The 17371-nt window shown below is 39.3% G+C and carries 11 protein-coding genes, 8 tRNA genes and 1 rRNA gene; 5 read left to right on the forward strand and 15 right to left on the reverse strand.

Annotated features, from left to right (window positions below; genetic code table 11):
* Positions 1-81: ribosomal RNA gene (locus tag H5118_RS18430) — 16S ribosomal RNA — on the reverse strand; the annotation flags it as partial.
* A 616-nt stretch (positions 82-697) separates the two neighbouring features.
* Between H5118_RS18430 and H5118_RS18435 the strand changes: the two genes are divergently transcribed.
* The gene (locus H5118_RS18435; RefSeq protein ID WP_182749655.1) at positions 698-2113 is read left to right on the forward strand and encodes a sodium:alanine symporter family protein; all 1416 of its coding nucleotides are present in this window, start codon (positions 698-700) and stop codon (positions 2111-2113) included.
* 163 nt (positions 2114-2276) lie between these two features.
* Complete coding sequence (locus tag H5118_RS18440) at positions 2277-3875, forward strand: BCCT family transporter (protein ID WP_182696262.1); 1599 nt, start codon at positions 2277-2279, stop codon at positions 3873-3875.
* Positions 3876-4302: 427 nt separating this feature from the next.
* Here H5118_RS18440 and H5118_RS18445 read toward each other — a convergent pair.
* The 12 genes from H5118_RS18445 to H5118_RS18500 all read right to left on the reverse strand — a co-directional run bounded on the left by H5118_RS18445 (position 4303) and on the right by H5118_RS18500 (position 9760).
* A tRNA-Leu gene (locus H5118_RS18445) sits at positions 4303-4389 on the reverse strand.
* A gap of 38 nt (positions 4390-4427) precedes the next feature.
* Positions 4428-4501, reverse strand: a tRNA-Cys gene (locus H5118_RS18450).
* 19 nt (positions 4502-4520) lie between these two features.
* Positions 4521-4596: transfer RNA gene (locus H5118_RS18455), tRNA-Gly, on the reverse strand.
* Between the two features lie 49 nt (positions 4597-4645).
* Positions 4646-4732, reverse strand: a tRNA-Leu gene (locus H5118_RS18460).
* A 39-nt stretch (positions 4733-4771) separates the two neighbouring features.
* A tRNA-Gly gene (locus tag H5118_RS18465) sits at positions 4772-4847 on the reverse strand.
* Positions 4848-4911: 64 nt separating this feature from the next.
* Positions 4912-4998 (reverse strand) — tRNA-Leu (locus tag H5118_RS18470).
* 37 nt (positions 4999-5035) lie between these two features.
* Positions 5036-5109: transfer RNA gene (locus tag H5118_RS18475), tRNA-Cys, on the reverse strand.
* Between the two features lie 31 nt (positions 5110-5140).
* A tRNA-Gly gene (locus H5118_RS18480) sits at positions 5141-5216 on the reverse strand.
* 212 nt (positions 5217-5428) lie between these two features.
* Positions 5429-5974 carry a CDP-diacylglycerol--glycerol-3-phosphate 3-phosphatidyltransferase gene (gene pgsA, locus H5118_RS18485; RefSeq protein WP_032827134.1) on the reverse strand — a complete coding sequence of 182 codons (546 nt, stop codon included), beginning with the start codon at positions 5972-5974 and terminating at the stop codon, positions 5429-5431.
* A 42-nt stretch (positions 5975-6016) separates the two neighbouring features.
* Positions 6017-7840, reverse strand: coding sequence for an excinuclease ABC subunit UvrC (uvrC, locus tag H5118_RS18490; RefSeq protein WP_039488521.1), 1824 nt, complete (start codon positions 7838-7840; stop codon positions 6017-6019).
* 9 nt (positions 7841-7849) lie between these two features.
* Positions 7850-8500, reverse strand: a complete 651-nt coding sequence (gene uvrY / locus H5118_RS18495; RefSeq protein WP_002963136.1) for a UvrY/SirA/GacA family response regulator transcription factor — start codon at positions 8498-8500, stop codon at positions 7850-7852.
* A 108-nt stretch (positions 8501-8608) separates the two neighbouring features.
* The gene (locus tag H5118_RS18500; protein ID WP_182696260.1) at positions 8609-9760 is read right to left on the reverse strand and encodes a dicarboxylate/amino acid:cation symporter; all 1152 of its coding nucleotides are present in this window, start codon (positions 9758-9760) and stop codon (positions 8609-8611) included.
* Positions 9761-10122: 362 nt separating this feature from the next.
* Between H5118_RS18500 and cysK the strand changes: the two genes are divergently transcribed.
* Positions 10123-11091: a cysteine synthase A gene (gene cysK / locus H5118_RS18505; protein ID WP_002963138.1), complete on the forward strand. Its 969-nt coding sequence runs from the start codon at positions 10123-10125 to the stop codon at positions 11089-11091.
* A gap of 142 nt (positions 11092-11233) precedes the next feature.
* Positions 11234-11668: a hypothetical protein gene (locus H5118_RS18510; RefSeq protein WP_182749656.1), complete on the forward strand. Its 435-nt coding sequence runs from the start codon at positions 11234-11236 to the stop codon at positions 11666-11668.
* A gap of 343 nt (positions 11669-12011) precedes the next feature.
* Here the strand turns inward: H5118_RS18510 and H5118_RS18515 are convergent, their stop codons facing one another.
* Positions 12012-14288 carry an acyl-CoA dehydrogenase gene (locus H5118_RS18515; protein WP_182749657.1) on the reverse strand — a complete coding sequence of 759 codons (2277 nt, stop codon included), beginning with the start codon at positions 14286-14288 and terminating at the stop codon, positions 12012-12014.
* Between the two features lie 167 nt (positions 14289-14455).
* Between H5118_RS18515 and H5118_RS18520 the strand changes: the two genes are divergently transcribed.
* A complete protein-coding gene (locus H5118_RS18520) occupies positions 14456-16303 on the forward strand; it encodes a M2 family metallopeptidase (protein WP_182749658.1) in 1848 nt (615 codons plus the stop codon).
* A gap of 66 nt (positions 16304-16369) precedes the next feature.
* Here H5118_RS18520 and H5118_RS18525 read toward each other — a convergent pair whose 3' ends face one another.
* Complete coding sequence (locus H5118_RS18525; protein WP_024594962.1) at positions 16370-17173, reverse strand: putative porin; 804 nt, start codon at positions 17171-17173, stop codon at positions 16370-16372.
* Positions 17174-17371 lie beyond the last annotated feature (198 nt).

A 17371-nucleotide genomic window follows, 5' to 3' on the forward strand; every position in this document is an offset into this window, starting at 1 on the left:
TACTTTCTGTTACCGCTCGACTTGCATGTGTTAGGCCTGCCGCCAGCGTTCAATCTGAGCCATGATCAAACTCTTCAATTAAAAAGTTTTATGTCTTTCGACAGCTCAATGAATTCTGAATTTTTTAATATCTTTCGATATTGAATTGACTGTGCCGAATAATTACCGAAATAACTATTCTGTTGGTCACTCAGTTTTCAATTGAGACTCTAATTTGTTTGCCTCGCTACCTAAGTAGCTTGGCTGTTAGAACTCAATCTGTACGAGTGCCCACACAGATGATTGCTTTATATTGTTAAAGAACGTTTTGAGTCGCTTTAGCGCCTCAAGGGATGCGAATAATACACCCTTTATTTTTCGAGTCAACACTTTGTTTTAAACTTTCTTTTTAGAAGATTTAAAACCGAAGTTTTATTTAACTCTCTGAGCAGTTCGTGCCTCGCTATGCGTTGTCCGCTGCGCGTCGCCATATCCCGTCTCAGTGGGGTCGCATTATAGGGAGTGGCGGATTTTACGCAAGCGTTATTTGCATAAAATAGTAATTAAAATTAAGCCCCAAGCAAGCGCACACGATAAACACAAGTTACCCACAAAACCCTGTTGATAACTCTGTTTTTGAACTTTAAAACTAAACACTTTTATCCTGATGTGATAAGTTGCGGTCACTTTTTTTAACTCATGTATTTAGGCAGTATCCATGACAGACATAATAAATAGTATAAGTGCCCTTCTATGGGGGCAAGTTCTCGTCTACTTATTAATAGCAGCGGGCCTCTTCTTTACTTTTCGACTAGGCTTTATTCAATTTGTGCAATTCCCACATATGTTCAAAGTTATGTTTGGTTCTCGTAAATGTGCCGATAACGAAATTTCATCCTTTCAGGCTTTTTGTACTTCATTAGCAGCTCGTGTCGGTACTGGTAATATGGCAGGTGTTGCTGTTGCCTTATATCTAGGTGGCCCAGGTGCTATTTTCTGGATGTGGCTTATTGCATTAATAGGTATGGCTACAAGTTTTGCCGAGAGTACTTTAGCTCAGGCTTATAAAACAAAAGATGCAGATGGTAATTTTAGAGGTGGCCCTGCTTATTATATGCAAAACGGTTTAGGCAAACGTTGGATGGGAACTTTATTCTCGTTATGTTTAATTTTAGCCTTTGGTTTAGTATTTAACGCAGTACAGTCAAACTCTATTGCTGCAGCATTTGAAGTAGCGTTTGATGTACCTAAGTATATAGTAGGCATTTGCTTGGTTATTGGCTCTGGCATTATTATTTTTGGTGGCCTAAAAACAATTTCTCGCTTTGCTGAAATGGTTGTTCCATTTATGGCATTAGCTTACCTGCTGGTTGCACTTTATGTATGCGCCATTAACTTTACTGCACTACCAGATGTGCTAGTGCTTATTATAAAAAGTGCTTTTGGTATTGAACAAGCTGGTGCTGGTGCTATTGGTTATGGTGTTACACAAGCGATGATCCAAGGTATAAAGCGTGGTTTATTCTCAAACGAAGCTGGTATGGGTAGTGCAGCTAATGCCGCGGCTACTGCGACACCTTACCCTCCTCACCCAGCATCACAAGGTTATGTGCAAATGTTAGGCGTATTTATTGATACTATTGTTATTTGTACAGCGACTGCTTCTCTTATTTTACTATCGCAGCAATTAGTACCTGAATCTGGTGTTATGGGGATTGAACTTACACAAGCAGCATTACAAGAACATGTCGGCAACTGGGGTACTTACTTTATTGCTATTGCTATATTGTTTTTTGCTTTTACTTCTATTGTGGCTAATTACTCTTACGCTGAAACAAATTTAATGTTTTTAGAGCACAACTCTAATAAAGGTATGTTTATCTTTAGACTTGTTGTTTTAGGTATGGTGATGTTTGGTGCTGTTGGTGAGCTTGGTTTAATTTGGACGCTGGCAGATATATCAATGGGTTTAATGGCCATTGTAAACGTTATAGCGCTATTTATGCTTTCAGGTGTTGTTGTATGGCTTTCAAAAGACTATAACGAACAACGCAAAAAGGGCTTAATACCCACCTTTGACAAAAGTAAGCATCCTAAACTTGCTAAAGAGGTTGACCCAGCGGCCTGGGAATAGAAAATAATCAGCGAGCTACGGCTCGCTTTTTTAGTTCTAAAATAACAAATACTACGCTTAATCATCTCATTGCTTATAAATAAAAGTTATATTAATTTTAAAACTATTTTATATTTAATTATGTAGGATATATGAATTAAGTTATCTATAAAAAGGAGATCCGATGGATGACATGACAAAAAAATACAGTATAGACACTACTGATTACCAAGTTGGGCAAGATAATGTACAAAAGTGGGGATTTGATATCCATAACCCAGTATTTGGTATAAGCGCCTTCTTAGTTGTTTTATTTGTAATACTTACCCTAGTTTTTGACCCTACCGTTACCCGTGATGCACTAACCTCGACTAAAGACGCAATAATTAATCAATTTGATAGTTACTTTATGTTACTAGCCAATGCCTTTGTGATCTTTTGCGTTATTTTAGCATTTTCTCCTTTAGGTAAAATTCGGTTGGGTGGCGTAAAAGCTCGTCCAGAACATGGTTACATGTCATGGCTTTCAATGCTCTTTGCAGCAGGCATGGGGATTGGCTTACTGTTTTGGGGAGTTGCTGAGCCAACTGCATATTATACTGGTTGGTATCATATGCCTATGGGCGTTGAGCCAAATTCACCGCAAGCACACTCATTAGCTTTGGGTGCAACCATGTACCACTGGGGTTTACATGGATGGGCGATTTACGCAGTTGTTGGATTAAGCTTGGCTTTTTTTGCATTTAATAAAGGCCTTCCTTTATCTATACGTTCGGTTTTTTATCCATTATTTGGTGATCGCGCCTGGGGGTGGCTTGGTCATATCATAGATATACTCGCTGTACTGTCTACTTTATTTGGTTTAGCTACATCGCTAGGCCTTGGCGCTCAACAAGCTACCAGCGGGATAAATTACCTGCTAGGCACTGATTACGGGACCGCTTTTCAAATATCTGTTATTGGTTTAGTAACGTGCATTGCAATTTTCTCAGTTATTAGAGGTATTGAGGGGGGTGTTAAAGTACTGAGCAATGTTAATTTAATTTGTGCATTTATTTTATTATTAGCTGTTATTGCCCTTACTTTCTCTGATGCAATTACTGCTATTTGGTTTACCCTTGGGGCGTACGTAGAGCACTTTGTACCTTTGAGTAATCCATTCAATAGACCCGATGAAGATTGGATGCACTCTTGGACTGTGTTTTATTGGGCATGGTGGATATCATGGTCGCCGTTTGTTGGGATGTTTATTGCTCGAGTTTCAAAGGGACGCACTGTACGCGAGTTTTTACTCGTCGTCATTGGCCTACCAACGCTTCTTAGTTTGGTTTGGATGGGCGTGTTCGGAAATATGGCAATTACACAAGTTATAGATAAAGTTGGCCCACTTGGACAAAATGGTTTAACTGATATCTCAGTGACTTTATTTCAAGTATACGAGCAGTTACCTCTTTCTAGTTTTATTTCTATTATTTCTATAGCACTCGTTTTGGTGTTTTTTATAACGTCGTCTGATTCAGGATCGCTTGTAATAGATGGTATAACTGCGGGCGGTAAAATAGATGCACCAGTGCCACAACGTATATTTTGGGCTACAGTCGAAGGCGTGATTGCAGCAGTATTGCTCTGGGTTGGTGGCTCGCAAGCATTGCAAGCGCTTCAGTCGGGCGTAGTTACTACAGCTTTGCCGTTTTCAATAGTACTTATTTTAATGTGTGTTGCGCTTATTCAAGGCTTGTTGAGCGAGTATCCAATTTACAAAGCTCAGAGTAAACTGCAATAACAATTTATCCTTTATAAGCGATCCTCAAGGGTCGCTTATAAAATCTTCGCAATTGGTATAACTAAGTGCTTAACACATTCCTTATAATCCTACCTTAAATTTATTTTAGACACCGCACTTCTATTACATTCATTAATGCCACCCCTCGTTAAAACTTAGGTGCAGGAGTAATTGCCAAGAAAATTAAATAACCAGCGTTCTGATTTTTTGCTCTGTTATAAACAGGTGCTCTTATACCAATTCGCTTAATTAAGTGATCTATTTTGAGGATGGTGAAACTCTAAGATATTAAAAGGAAATAGATTTTAAAGGTAAGTAGGTATTAAAAATAAGATTAGAGAATTTAAGTAAGAATAATTTTTGAATTTTTTAAAATTAGAAGCAATTTAGAATTTAAGTGAATTTTATCTGAGGATTTTAGTAAAGATGGTGCCCGAGGCCGGACTTGAACCGGCACGACTTGTTAGTCGAGGGATTTTAAATCCCTTGTGTCTACCAATTCCACCACTCGGGCATCGAGTTTGCTAATTAAAGCGTGTGGAGTAAATTATATGGAGGCGGAACCCGGAGTCGAACCGGGGTAAACGGATTTGCAATCCGGTGCATGGCCACTCTGCCATTCCGCCTAAATGTTTCCAAATAATTTGGAGCGGTACACGAGGCTCGAACTCGTGACCTCGACCTTGGCAAGGTCGCGCTCTACCAACTGAGCTAGTACCGCAAAATACTATTTTATCAACTTCAAATTATCTTGGTTAAACAATTTAAAGTGGTGCCCGAGGCCGGACTTGAACCGGCACGACTTGTTAGTCGAGGGATTTTAAATCCCTTGTGTCTACCAATTCCACCACTCGGGCATCGAGTTTGCTATTTAAAGCAAGTGGATAAAACTAATATGGAGCGGTACACGAGGCTCGAACTCGTGACCTCGACCTTGGCAAGGTCGCGCTCTACCAACTGAGCTAGTACCGCATCATATTAATTCTAAATTAACCATTTTATAAATTACACTTGGTAATGCAATTAAACCACAAAGTGGTGCCCGAGGCCGGACTTGAACCGGCACGACTTGTTAGTCGAGGGATTTTAAATCCCTTGTGTCTACCAATTCCACCACTCGGGCATCGAGTTTGCTAATTAAAGCGTGTGGAGTGTTGAAATGGAGGCGGAACCCGGAGTCGAACCGAGGTAGACGGATTTGCAATCCGGTGCATGGCCACTCTGCCATTCCGCCCCAGTACGGGGTATTAACCTTAAGATAAACTTGGAGCGGTACACGAGGCTCGAACTCGTGACCTCGACCTTGGCAAGGTCGCGCTCTACCAACTGAGCTAGTACCGCATTTTATTTATCAGTTATTTGAATTAGCACATGATGATTTATGTGAACATTCAGGTAACTGATTAATTACCGTTTCGTTTATCTCGGGGGCTATGCCCTCTCAACACGGACGCATTCTACAGAGATTATTAAACGCGTCAATACAAAAAATGCTAGTTTTGAACTGTTTGCTTGTTTTTTATCTAAAACGGTGCGTTATTATACATTTAGAGTTAATTTTTAGTCAATTCACCCCATGCTGCACGTAAATATTGCATCATAGAACTCAAGGTTAAAAAGGTCGCAATGTACAGTAGTCCAAAACTTAAATAGTTCATCCATGTATCATATTGCCAAATCAAACCGATAATGGCTAACATTTGTGCAGCCGTCTTAATTTTACCCATGTTTGATACAGCGACATTACCACGCTTACCCTGCTCTGCCATCCATTCACGAAGTGCAGATATTATAATTTCACGGCTTATTATAATAAGAGCAGGTATAGTCATGTACATTGACTGATACTGATCAGATAACGCTACAAGTGCGGCACATACCATTACTTTATCAGCAACAGGATCTAAAAAAGCACCAAAAGGGGTTGATTGCTCAAGCTTTCTTGCTAAATAACCGTCTAGTATATCGGTGATTGATGCAAGCCAAAAAATAAAGGCGGCAGCAAAAAAAGCCCAGCTATAAGGCAAATAAAATATCACCAAAAAAACGGGGATAAGAAAAAGTCTAAATGTTGTGAGTGTGTTTGGAATATTCCACATAACTACTTGGATATGTCTTTTTTGCTATATTCGCATGTAGGGCTAGCCCTTGTCATGCAAATGGTTAAATATCTTCTCAGCCATGTCAGGGCTGATCCCAGGAACTTTCTTTAACTGTTCTATATTAGCAGCTTTTACTCCCTGCATGCCCCCTAAATATTTTAATAATGTTTGCCGACGCTTAGAGCCGACTCCATTTATTTCTTCTAGTAGTGATTGAGTACGTTGTTTTTGGCGTTTATTACGATGCCCTGCAATTGCAAAACGATGAGATTCATCACGTATATGCTGTATTAAATGTAGCGCAGGTGCATCTGAATCCATAGGAATGGTTTTTCGACCACCGTCAATCAATAGTGTTTCAAGGCCAGGCTTACGGCTAGTACCTTTAGCAACACCTACTAACAAAGGCATTTTTGTATGTGGCCAGTTAGAAAAGTACTGCTCCGCGCGCCCCAGTTGCCCCTTACCACCATCAATAAAGATAACGTCTGGAATTTTGTCTTCATCTACTAATTTGTTGTAACGCTTATTAAGTGCAAACTCCATTGCAGCATAATCATCACCACCGGTTATACCCGTTACATTATAGCGCCTATACTCTTTCGTATTTGGGCCTTGTGAGTCAAATACAACACAACTTGCAACAGTGTTCTCCCCCATGGTGTGGCTTATATCAAAACACTCCATTCGGGTAATATCATCAAGTCGCAATGTTGCTTTTAATTGTGCATAACGTTTATTAATAGAGTCTTGGGTACTTTGCTTAACTGCAATACTGTTTAATGCATTTTTATTAGCCAGTTGTAAGTATTGAGCACGCTCACCACGGGTAACTACTTTAAGTGTTACCTTGCGCTCACTTATTTGTGTGAGTGCTTCACCGAGTGCCCCGCTCTCTTCTATTTCAAACGGTAATATGATTTCTTTTGCAATACGCCCTGTTGCTCCTGGCGCTAAATAGTACTGTCCTAAAAATGAAGTTAATATTTCTTGTTCACTCGAATCTTTAGGTACTTTTGGAAAATACGTTTTACTACCCAATACTTTGTGATCGCGGATCATTAATAAATGAATACCATTTAAACCATTTAAATGAGCAAAACCAACTACGTCCATTTCAGCAAAATTACCTGATATAGACTGTTGCTCCTGCATTTTACGAAGTAGCATTATTTGGTCGCGAACTTTTGCCGCCAGTTCAAAATTTAATTGTAGGCTGGCTGCTTCCATTTTTTTTATTAAATCAGCAATAACTTCGTGAGATTTACCCGTTAAAAACTTACGGACATAGTCAACTTGCTCGCTGTAATCATCATCCGTAACTTTATTCACACACGGAGCTGAACAACGCTTAAGCTGATATTGCAGACACGGGCGACTTCTTGCGCGGTAATAAGCATCTTCACATTGACGAACAGGAAATATTTTTTGCATTAAGCGCAAGCTTTCAGATACCGCTCCCGCGCTCGGAAAAGGCCCAAAGTACTCACCTTTAATTTTACGACTGCCACGATGAAACGCTAAACGAGGGTGTTTATGGCTAGTTAATAAAATATAGGGATACGACTTATCGTCGCGTAATAATATGTTGTAGCGAGGCTGGTATTTTTTTATTAGGTTATTTTCAAGCAACAGCGCTTCTGTTTCAGTATTAGTGAGTGTGACTTCGATGTCACAAATATTACTCACTAAAACGCGTGTTTTGCTGTCGGTAATGTTACTTCTAAAGTAACTGCTCACACGCTTTTTTAAATGCTTAGCTTTACCAACATAAATAACTTGGTTGTCACTATCAAGCATGCGGTATACACCCGGCTCACTTGATAGCGTTTTGAGAAAATGTACGTGATCAAATTCAGACATAAATTATAGTTAGTACGAAACGTCTATATCAATCATTTTATGACGGATTGCTAAATGGGTAAGCTCAACATCACCACCTACATTTAGCTTTTCAAACATACGGTAGCGATAGCTATTTACTGTTTTTGAACTTAGGTTTAAACGCTCAGCTATATTTTGTGCTTTTTCACCTTTAGTGATCATAAGCATAATTTGCAGTTCGCGTTCAGATAAGCTCTGAAAAGGATTTTCGTCTGTGCGACCTGTCACTTGCGCAAGTGCTATTTGCTGTGCAATTTCAGGAGCAATATAACGCTGACCGGCATGAACACAACGAATGGCACGCACCATTTCGTCAGAGCCAGCACCTTTAGTTAAAAAGCCATGTGCACCAATTTGCATTACTTTACTCGGAAACGGGTCTTCACAGTTAACGGTAAGCACAATAATTTTTACATCAGGGCAGTAACGACAAATCTTTTTAGTCGCTTCTAATCCGCCCATGCCTGGCATATTCATATCCATTAATACTATGTTTGGCGCATGCTGACGACAAAACTGTACAGCCTCTTCGCCAGTTTTAGCTTCACCAATTACTTTAAACCCTCGTACATCATCAAGAATACGCTTTATTCCTGTTCGTACAAGTTCATGGTCATCAACTAAAAGTACATTAATCAATGGAACATCCTCACTTACCTAACAACATGCAATTTAATTAAATTAATTTGCCACAGTAACATACATAAAGCGAAACAATAACTAATATTATTGCCTCGCCCTAATAGTTTAAGATGACGATTTTTCGCTAAATCTGTCAACCCATAACGCAATGATACCATCACCCGTTACATTACACGCAGTACCAAAGCTATCTTGTGCCAAATAAAGTGCAATCATTAATGCAACCGCTCCTTCATTAAACCCAAGCATGCTTGTTAATAGACCAAGCGCCGACATAACTGCGCCACCTGGAGCACCTGGTGCTGCAATCATCACTACACCTAACATCATAATAAACGGTAGCATACCCATTAATGAAGGGACTTCCATGCTTGGCGATAAAAACATAACAGCCATTGCACAGGTTACTATAGTGATAGTTGAGCCAGATAAGTGAATAGTCGCGCAAAGTGGTACGGTAAAGTTAGCTACATCTTCTTTAACGTTATTTGCTTTACTTGATTGAAGCGATACTGGAATCGTTGCTGCACTTGACATAGTACCTAACGCTGTAAAGTAAGCTGGTAGCATATTTTTAACTAATTCGATTGGATTACGTTTTAATAGTACACCTGTCGCTATATATAAAACGCTTAACCATAACCAGTGCATAACAAGCGCTGCAATTAGTACTACGCCAAATGTTCGCAGTGTATCTACCACAGTACCCGCTACCGTCATTTCGGCAAATACACCTGCAATGTAAAATGGTAAAGCAGGGATAATTACTTTTGATAATAATCCGTCAATAACATCTCGGCCCTGATCAGACACCTTTTTAAGCGTATCAAGCTCTAATTGGCTCATGCCTATACCAAATACAAAAGCAGTTACTAATGCGGTCATTACCCCCATCAAAGGTGGAATTTCTAAATCAATAAAGCTGCCAATTTCTGTAGCAACTTCTGCCTCGAATGTAATACCACCGCTTAAAAAAGGGATAACAGCACTTACTAATAAAAATGCAAGCGTACCTGCAATAATTGTAGAGCTATAAGCAAACCCGACTGTTTTACCAAGTAAGTGACCAGACCCTTTTGGTAGGCCTGCAATACCTGATGCAATAAAAAATAATATAATAAGTGGAATGGTAAAGGAGATAATTTGACCAATCAGCTCTTTTACTGTGAATAAAAGTTCAACACCAGTTATAGGTACATATAGTCCAACTAGGATACCGGCCACAATACCGGCAATTAATTTTAAGATTAATTTCATTGTGATTGCTTAATTGAATTTAGATACGTGTTTTTATCATGTTTTAGACGCATTGTGTGATAAAACTATTCAAGTTACATTCATATGCACAAATATTAAACAAACACAGCTTAATTCAATACTCTTTTGAACATTTTTTGACTAAACGAAGTTTTACTCTTTAAATTTTAAATTAAGCCCGCACCTATAATAACTAAAGCACCGCTAATAATTGATTTTTATTTCGACTGGTTATAAGCCCAATAGATATATGTTATAGCCAAACTTTACTTTAGTTTTTTTAAACTCACAGTAAAGTGTGTTTATATAGTTAATAGCAAAGGCTATTAACACGTTGATCAGATTGCATCCAAAGGAACATTATGTCTACTATTTTTGAAGATAACTCACTAAGCATCGGTAATACACCGCTGGTAAAACTTAACCGTGTTACAGGTGGGAATGTATACGCTAAAGTTGAATCTCGTAATCCAAGCTTTAGTATCAAATGCCGCATTGGTGCATCGATGATTTGGGAAGCTGAAAAGTCAGGTCAGCTTGTTGAAGGTAAAGAACTTATTGAACCAACATCTGGGAACACCGGTATTGCACTTGCATTTGTTGCAGCAGCACGTGGTTACAAGTTAACGCTTACTATGCCAAACACCATGAGCCTAGAACGTCGCAAGCTATTAAAAGCATTAGGTGCAAATCTAGTACTTACCGACGGTGCAAAAGGTATGAATGGCGCAATTGAAAAAGCAAAAGAAATTCAAGCAACAGCACCTGATAAGTATATTTTATTACAACAATTCGAAAACCCTGCAAACCCAAAAATTCACTTTGAAACAACAGGCCCTGAAATTTATGATGCGCTTGATGGCAAAGTAGACTTTTTTGTAGCCGGTGTAGGTACTGGTGGTACTATTACAGGTGTTAGCCGTTACCTTAAAACAGAAAAAGGTCTAAACGTTAAGTCTATTGCTGTTGAGCCAACTAACTCTCCAGTTATTAGCCAAACGCTTGCCGGTGAAGAAATTAAACCAGGTCCTCATAAAATCCAAGGTATTGGTGCTGGCTTCATTCCTGGCAACTTAGATATGGACTTAATTGATGGCGCAGAGCTTGTATCTAACGAAGACGCAATTGCAATGGCGCATCAGTTAATGAAAAAAGAAGGTATTTTAGTAGGTATTTCGTCAGGTGCAGCGGTTGTTGCAGCTAAGCGAATTGCTGAAAAGCCTGAAAACGCAGATAAAAATATTGTTGTTATCCTACCTAGTGCAACTGAGCGCTACTTATCAAGCCCAATGTTTGATGAAGAGTTTAGTGAACAAGAACTAGTACAATAAGTAATTTTAAGATTTTTAGAAGGATGCTTTAGGCATCCTTTTTTATTATTTATTATCCAATTTTCTATTTATTGCCTGCCATACCTTTACATCTGCATAGATAAACCACACACTTTAAAAAAACTAATTAATAATAATTAATATGAAAAAAATCACGAGTTTATTAAGTTTGGTCATCTGTTTATTTTTATCAGCCTGTGGTGACGATACCAAAACACTTGGCGACACTCCTGGCGATACAGCAACCGCTTATTTTGATGCGCTTTATAACCAGCAAGACCTTCAAAAAGCCAGCACCATGGCAACCCCCAACCTTACACGTATAATGAAATCCTACGGCACCGCTAAACAGTTTTCTCGTAACTTAGTAAATATGCAATACGATGAAGTCACCATTGAAGTTGATATGACCAATATGAGCGTCCGTGAACAATACGGCGATAACGCTAAAATAAACCTTATTTTTACCGGCTATTTAAATGGTGATAAAATTGACGAAATGCGCAGTGTAAAAATGCTTCGTAAAAAGGGAAAATGGTACATAGATAAAATTGTTACCGACCCTTACGCTCGTTAAAAATAAATGAATTAAACATAAAAAAGGCCTTACATTCGTAAGGCCTTTTTCGCTTTAGCAGGGCGTGTTGATCTTTGTGGATTGAAATTTGTTCAATCTAGGGGCGATTTAATCGCGGCGCGAGGTTTGTAACCTAGTGGGCTAAGTAAAAACCGAGCAACAAAGAGTTAATCGTCCCTAGAAAGAACCCAAAGGGCAGCGCATGTTTGGCATTTATGCTGCGTTATCGCCTATTTATGGGGAATAACCACACTACATAGGCTCTGCCTTGCCTAAAAACCAAACAGTCTGCTGCAAATTCAACCACGAAAGGTCAACACGCCCTAGTATTTAAAGTAGTGCGCTACAGCTCACCAGGTTGAAAGTTATCAACTGCAATGGCTTTCTTACGTAGCTTATTAGCATGATGCATTGCATCAGCATCCGTTTGCTCTAACAACTTATTTTCAAGCGCATAATTTATAGCACCTTCAATATCAAGCGTTGCAGGCACACTGCCCTTACGCTGCCATTGTTTTAAGTCTTTAAACTGCGCTTGCATATCATGCATAGCTAAAAATGCGCTTTCCATGACCCCTGTACCTGCATTTTCATCTACATAACATAAATGCGTTAAGCGGTTTCTAAATACACCAGGTTGAGTCATACGCTCGCAAATACTTTGTGCTATTTCATCACTTGGTCTGTGGTAATGGTTTCCAAGTGGGAACACAATACGTTTAAGGATAAAATTAACAACCGGGTTTGAAAAGTTTTTAAAGAAGCCATTAAACGCTTGGCCAATTTCAAATAATGAGTTCTCAATTGCATATTTTACAAATGGTAAATCAGCTTGTTGGCGCCCTTCATCTTCATAACGTTTTAAAACAGTTGATGCTAAGTACAAATGACTTAATACATCACCCAAACGCGCTGATATCATTTCTTTACGTTTAAGCTCACCGCCAAGCATTAACATTGCAACGTCTGTACAAATAGCTAAGCCTCGGCTCATTCTACTCAGTTGTTTATAATAAATAGCCGTTTCACCACCTACAGGCGCTTTCGCAAAGTAGCTACGTGTTAAGCCATGCACAAATGCCATGCCTGTATTACTCGCTGCAAATAGTATATGGTTCATTAATAAACCATCAAATTTTTCAAGTGCTGCGTCGTCATCTTCCATTGCAGCGGCTTCCATTTCTTTTAAAACAAATGGGTGGCAGCGCGTTGCACCTTGACCAAATATCATTAAATTACGTGTTAAAATATTCGCGCCTTCTACTGTAATTGATACTGGAATCCCCATATAGCCATGCGCCAAATAGTTATTAGGCCCTACTTGAATTCCTTTACCTGAATGAATATCCATTGCATCATTCATTACCGTACGACCCATTTCAGTCATATGGTATTTAGCAATCGCTGTTACAACCGATGGGCTTAATTTTAAATCAATCGCACCTGCGGTCATTAATCTGCACGACTCAAGTGTGTAGGTTAAACCACCAATACGCGCAAGTGCCTCTTGCACGCCTTCAAATTGCCCTATAGATACACCAAACTGCTGGCGTACCATGGCATATGCCGATGTCATTTTTGAAGCTAAATGCCCAGTTGCTGCACTTAATGCTGGTAGTGATATTCCACGCCCTGCACTTAAACACTCAACAAGCATTCTCCAGCCACGCCCTGCACACTCTTGACCACCAATGATCCAGTCCAGTGGTATAAATACATCTTTACCGTAAGTGGTACCATTCATAAAGGCCATATTAAGGGGATAATGACGCTCACCCGTTTCAACACCCGGATGATCGGTTGGTATAAGCGCACACGTTATACCTAGCTCTTTTTTATCACCTAATAAAGCGTCTGGATCATACATTTTAAATGCTAAGCCGAGTACAGTAGCCACTGGTGCAAGCGTAATGTAACGTTTTGACCAATTTAAACGCAGGCCCATTACTTGCTCGCCATTGTGCTCACCCATACACACAACGCCTGAATCAGGAATGCTGCCAGCATCAGAGCCCGCCTCTGGCCCCGTTAATGCAAAACAAGGAACATCTGTACCATCAGCTAAACTTGGCAGCCAACGATCTTGCTGCTCTTTAGTGCCATAGTGAAGAAGTAACTCGCCCGGACCTAAGCTATTAGGCACCATAACAGTGACTGCGGCTGTTAAGCTTTTAGTCGAAATTTTTGACACTATCGTCGAATTAGCAATTGCTGAGAACTCACGACCGCCAAATTTTTCAGGAATGATCAGTGCAAAAAAACCTTCTGTTTTTAGGTAATCCCACACTTCTTTTGGTAAGTCTTTGTCTTTTTGTACAATTTGATAATCATCAAGCATCGCCAATAAGGTTTCTACTTGGTTAGCCATAAATGCGTTTTCTTTATCGCTAAGCTCTGGTTTTGGAAAGTGGTGCAGTTTTTGCCAGTCTGGGTTACCACTAAATAACTCACCATCCCACCAAACATCACCTGCTTCCATTGCCTCTCGCTCTGTTTGCGATAATGGCGGAAGCACCTTTTTGAACATTTTAAACGTAGGACGACTAATCAAGTTTAGGCGAATATCTTTAACCGCAAAAATAACCACCACCACGACCAGCAATATTATAAATATTAACATGCGCACATTCCTTACACATTGAATGAAAATAGTAACTTAATTATGACCCATCTTAATTTAAATACAATCATTGCACGACGAGTCGTGAGCCTTAACGCATTCATTTTATTGTTTTAAACATCACTGCTATTATCAACGTTTTAATAACAATAAATTAAAGGAATAGCATGACCCCTTTTAGATTTAAACTAAGTATGAGCGCCTTAATGGTAGCAAGTACTCTTGCTTTAACGGCCTGCGATGCGCAAGTATCTATCGACACTACCGATTCACCACACACTAAAAAAGCTGTAACAGCTAAAGATGCAAATACATTTATAACAAACACAGAAAAAGAACTGAGTGCACTTTATTTAGAATCGAGCCGTGCAGAGTGGATTTACGCAAACTTTATTACTCACGATACATCTGCTCTATCGGCTGAAGTTAACCGTAAAATGACCGAAACAGTCGTGCGTTTAGCAAATGAAGCTGCAAAATACGACGAACTAGAGCTTGATTACGATGCTCGCCGTAAGCTTGATAAACTAAAACTAGCACTTACACTTCCAGCCCCACAAGACGCTGATAAAACAGCGAAGCTTTCACAAATTGTTGCAGAGCTTGGCGGGCTATATGGTAAAGGTAAATACTGTAAAGAAGATGGCAGCTGTTTAAGCCTTGGCGACATGACTTCAAAAATGGCCACCAGCCGAGATTACAACGAACTACTTGATTTATGGCAAGGCTGGCGTGAAATATCAAAACCCATGCGCCCACTTTACGAGCAACAAGTGGCACTTACCAACGAAGGTGCAAAGGAGCTTGGTTATGCCGATACGGGCGCTATGTGGCGCAGTAAATACGATATGCCTGCTGATGACTTTACCACTGAGCTTGACCGTATTTGGGGCCAAGTTAAACCACTTTATAACTCGCTACATTGCCATGTTCGCGCAAAGTTAGGTGAAAAGTACGGCACCGACAAAGTACCTCAAGATCAGCCAATACCAGCGCACTTACTTGGTAATATGTGGGCGCAAGCATGGGGTAATATTTACGATGTAGTTGCACCAGAAAACGCTGATCCGGGTTACGACGTAACCGAGTTATTAGCTCAAAATAATTACGACGAACTTAAAATGGTCAAAGGGGCTGAAAACTTTTTTACCTCAATGGGTTTTGATGCACTACCAAAGACATTTTACGAGCGTTCACTGTTTGTAAAACCAAAAGACAGAGATGTGCAGTGTCATGCATCAGCATGGAATATCGATAGCAAAGACGATTTACGCATTAAAATGTGTATTCAGCGCACAGGCGAAGAGTTTTCAGTTATTCACCATGAATTAGGTCATAATTTTTATCAACGCGCTTATAATAAACAACCTTTATTTTATCAAGAAAGTGCAAACGATGGTTTTCATGAAGCCATTGGAGACACCATTGCTTTATCGGTTACACCGGGTTACTTAAAAGAAATCGGCTTACTTGAACAAGTACCTGACGAATCTAAAGATATTGGCCTATTAATGAAAATGGCGCTTGATAAAGTGGCTTTTGTGCCATTTAGCTTAATGGTTGATCAATGGCGTTGGCAGGTATTTTCAGGGCAAGTAAAGCCGCAAGATTACAATAAAGCATGGTGGGAACTACGTGAAAAATACCAAGGTGTGCAAGCGCCTATTGCTCGTAGCGAAGACGACTTTGACCCTGGTGCTAAGTACCACGTCCCGGGTAATACACCTTATACACGTTACTTTTTAGCGCATATTTTACAATTTGAGTTTCATCGCAGCTTATGTGAAATTGCCGGTAACGATAAAGCCATTCATCGCTGCTCTATTTATAATTCAAAAGAAGCAGGGGATAGGCTAAACGCTATGCTTGAAATGGGTTCATCTCGCCCTTGGCAAGAAGCGCTTGAAACTGTAACAGGTAAGCCGCAAATGGATGCAACAGCAATGCTCGATTACTTTGCACCATTACAAACATATTTAGATAAACAAAACGAAGGCCGCAACTGCGGCTGGTAAATAGCGCTGAATAAAAAGCCCGCTCAAATGAGCGGGCTTTTTATTCATATTCTAATTTTAGTTAAATTAGAACTGTAAGCTTAAATTTGCAAAGTAAGCATCATAATCAGAATCATCCCAGTTATTGCCGTAACCTGCTTCTAAACCAACATTGTTGTTGAAAAAGTGTTGAGCACCAAGAGTGTAATCATCATTTTTATTAACTGTAACAAAAACCGATGTTGCTTTGCTGAAATAGTAGTTAGATGCTAATTCCCAGTTACTTGAACCGCCATCAACATCTTCAAATTTACCTTCAACAGTCAAGTAGTTACCTTGCTGTAAATCAACAAAGTACTTAGCTGCTACTGCACGGTAATCAAACTCATCATCTGCTGTTACTGTAAAGCCAATATAATCAGTGCTGTTTAACTGGTGGTTATATGCCAAATCAAACACAAACTGATTGTCAGCATCTTCTACATCAATAAACGTTGCTTTTAATACAAGGTTTGGGTTAAAGAAGTAACCAGCTGAAAGTTCAATTACATCCGTGCTTGAGCCAAAATCACTATCGAAATTATTGTACTGTGCACCTAATACAAAATCTTCTACAAAATACTCACCGCCAACGCTAGTAACATCTCCAAAATCATTATCACTGTATGCACCATAAACATTTGTTTGCTTATTGATGTATTCAAATTGATCGTAAGGACCTAAAGTCGCTTTTGGAGAAAAATAATAAGTTGAGTCAACAGTTATTGTGTCATCACCATCTACATCCACGTATCCTACATGGCTGATTGATTGGTAAGTATCTGCAGCTATTGCAGTGGTTGCAGCGCTTGATAATAAAATGCTCGAAATGATAACGGCTAATTTTTTCATTTTAAATTCCCTATAAATATTACTTTTTATGCCTCAGCTGTCTAGCTAAAGTCGGGGCGCATCCTAACGTCAAAAAAATGAACAAAAACTGAATAAGAGGGTAAATTAAAACCACTTGAAATGTAAATAATTACAAGTAAATGTAAACAACGGGTATCAATAAAATCTACGTAACAATAGTCCGTCATCATTTAAACT

The organism is Pseudoalteromonas sp. SR41-1, assembly GCF_014164015.1.
In the GTDB taxonomy this organism is placed as follows: Bacteria; Pseudomonadota; Gammaproteobacteria; order Enterobacterales; family Alteromonadaceae; genus Pseudoalteromonas; species Pseudoalteromonas distincta.

What these genes read in the sequence shown, in the direction of transcription:
- H5118_RS18440 (WP_182696262.1), top strand. Translation starts at nt 2,277, where the DNA reads ATGGATGACATGACAAAAAAATACAGTATAGACACTACTGATTACCAA.
- H5118_RS18525 (WP_024594962.1), bottom strand. Translation starts at nt 17,173, where the DNA reads ATGAAAAAATTAGCCGTTATCATTTCGAGCATTTTATTATCAAGCGCT.
- H5118_RS18435 (WP_182749655.1), top strand. Translation starts at nt 698, where the DNA reads ATGACAGACATAATAAATAGTATAAGTGCCCTTCTATGGGGGCAAGTT.
- H5118_RS18520 (WP_182749658.1), top strand. Translation starts at nt 14,456, where the DNA reads ATGACCCCTTTTAGATTTAAACTAAGTATGAGCGCCTTAATGGTAGCA.
- H5118_RS18515 (WP_182749657.1), bottom strand. Translation starts at nt 14,288, where the DNA reads ATGTTAATATTTATAATATTGCTGGTCGTGGTGGTGGTTATTTTTGCG.
- H5118_RS18500 (WP_182696260.1), bottom strand. Translation starts at nt 9,760, where the DNA reads ATGAAATTAATCTTAAAATTAATTGCCGGTATTGTGGCCGGTATCCTA.
- cysK (WP_002963138.1), top strand. Translation starts at nt 10,123, where the DNA reads ATGTCTACTATTTTTGAAGATAACTCACTAAGCATCGGTAATACACCG.
- uvrC (WP_039488521.1), bottom strand. Translation starts at nt 7,840, where the DNA reads ATGTCTGAATTTGATCACGTACATTTTCTCAAAACGCTATCAAGTGAG.
- H5118_RS18510 (WP_182749656.1), top strand. Translation starts at nt 11,234, where the DNA reads ATGAAAAAAATCACGAGTTTATTAAGTTTGGTCATCTGTTTATTTTTA.
- pgsA (WP_032827134.1), bottom strand. Translation starts at nt 5,974, where the DNA reads ATGTGGAATATTCCAAACACACTCACAACATTTAGACTTTTTCTTATC.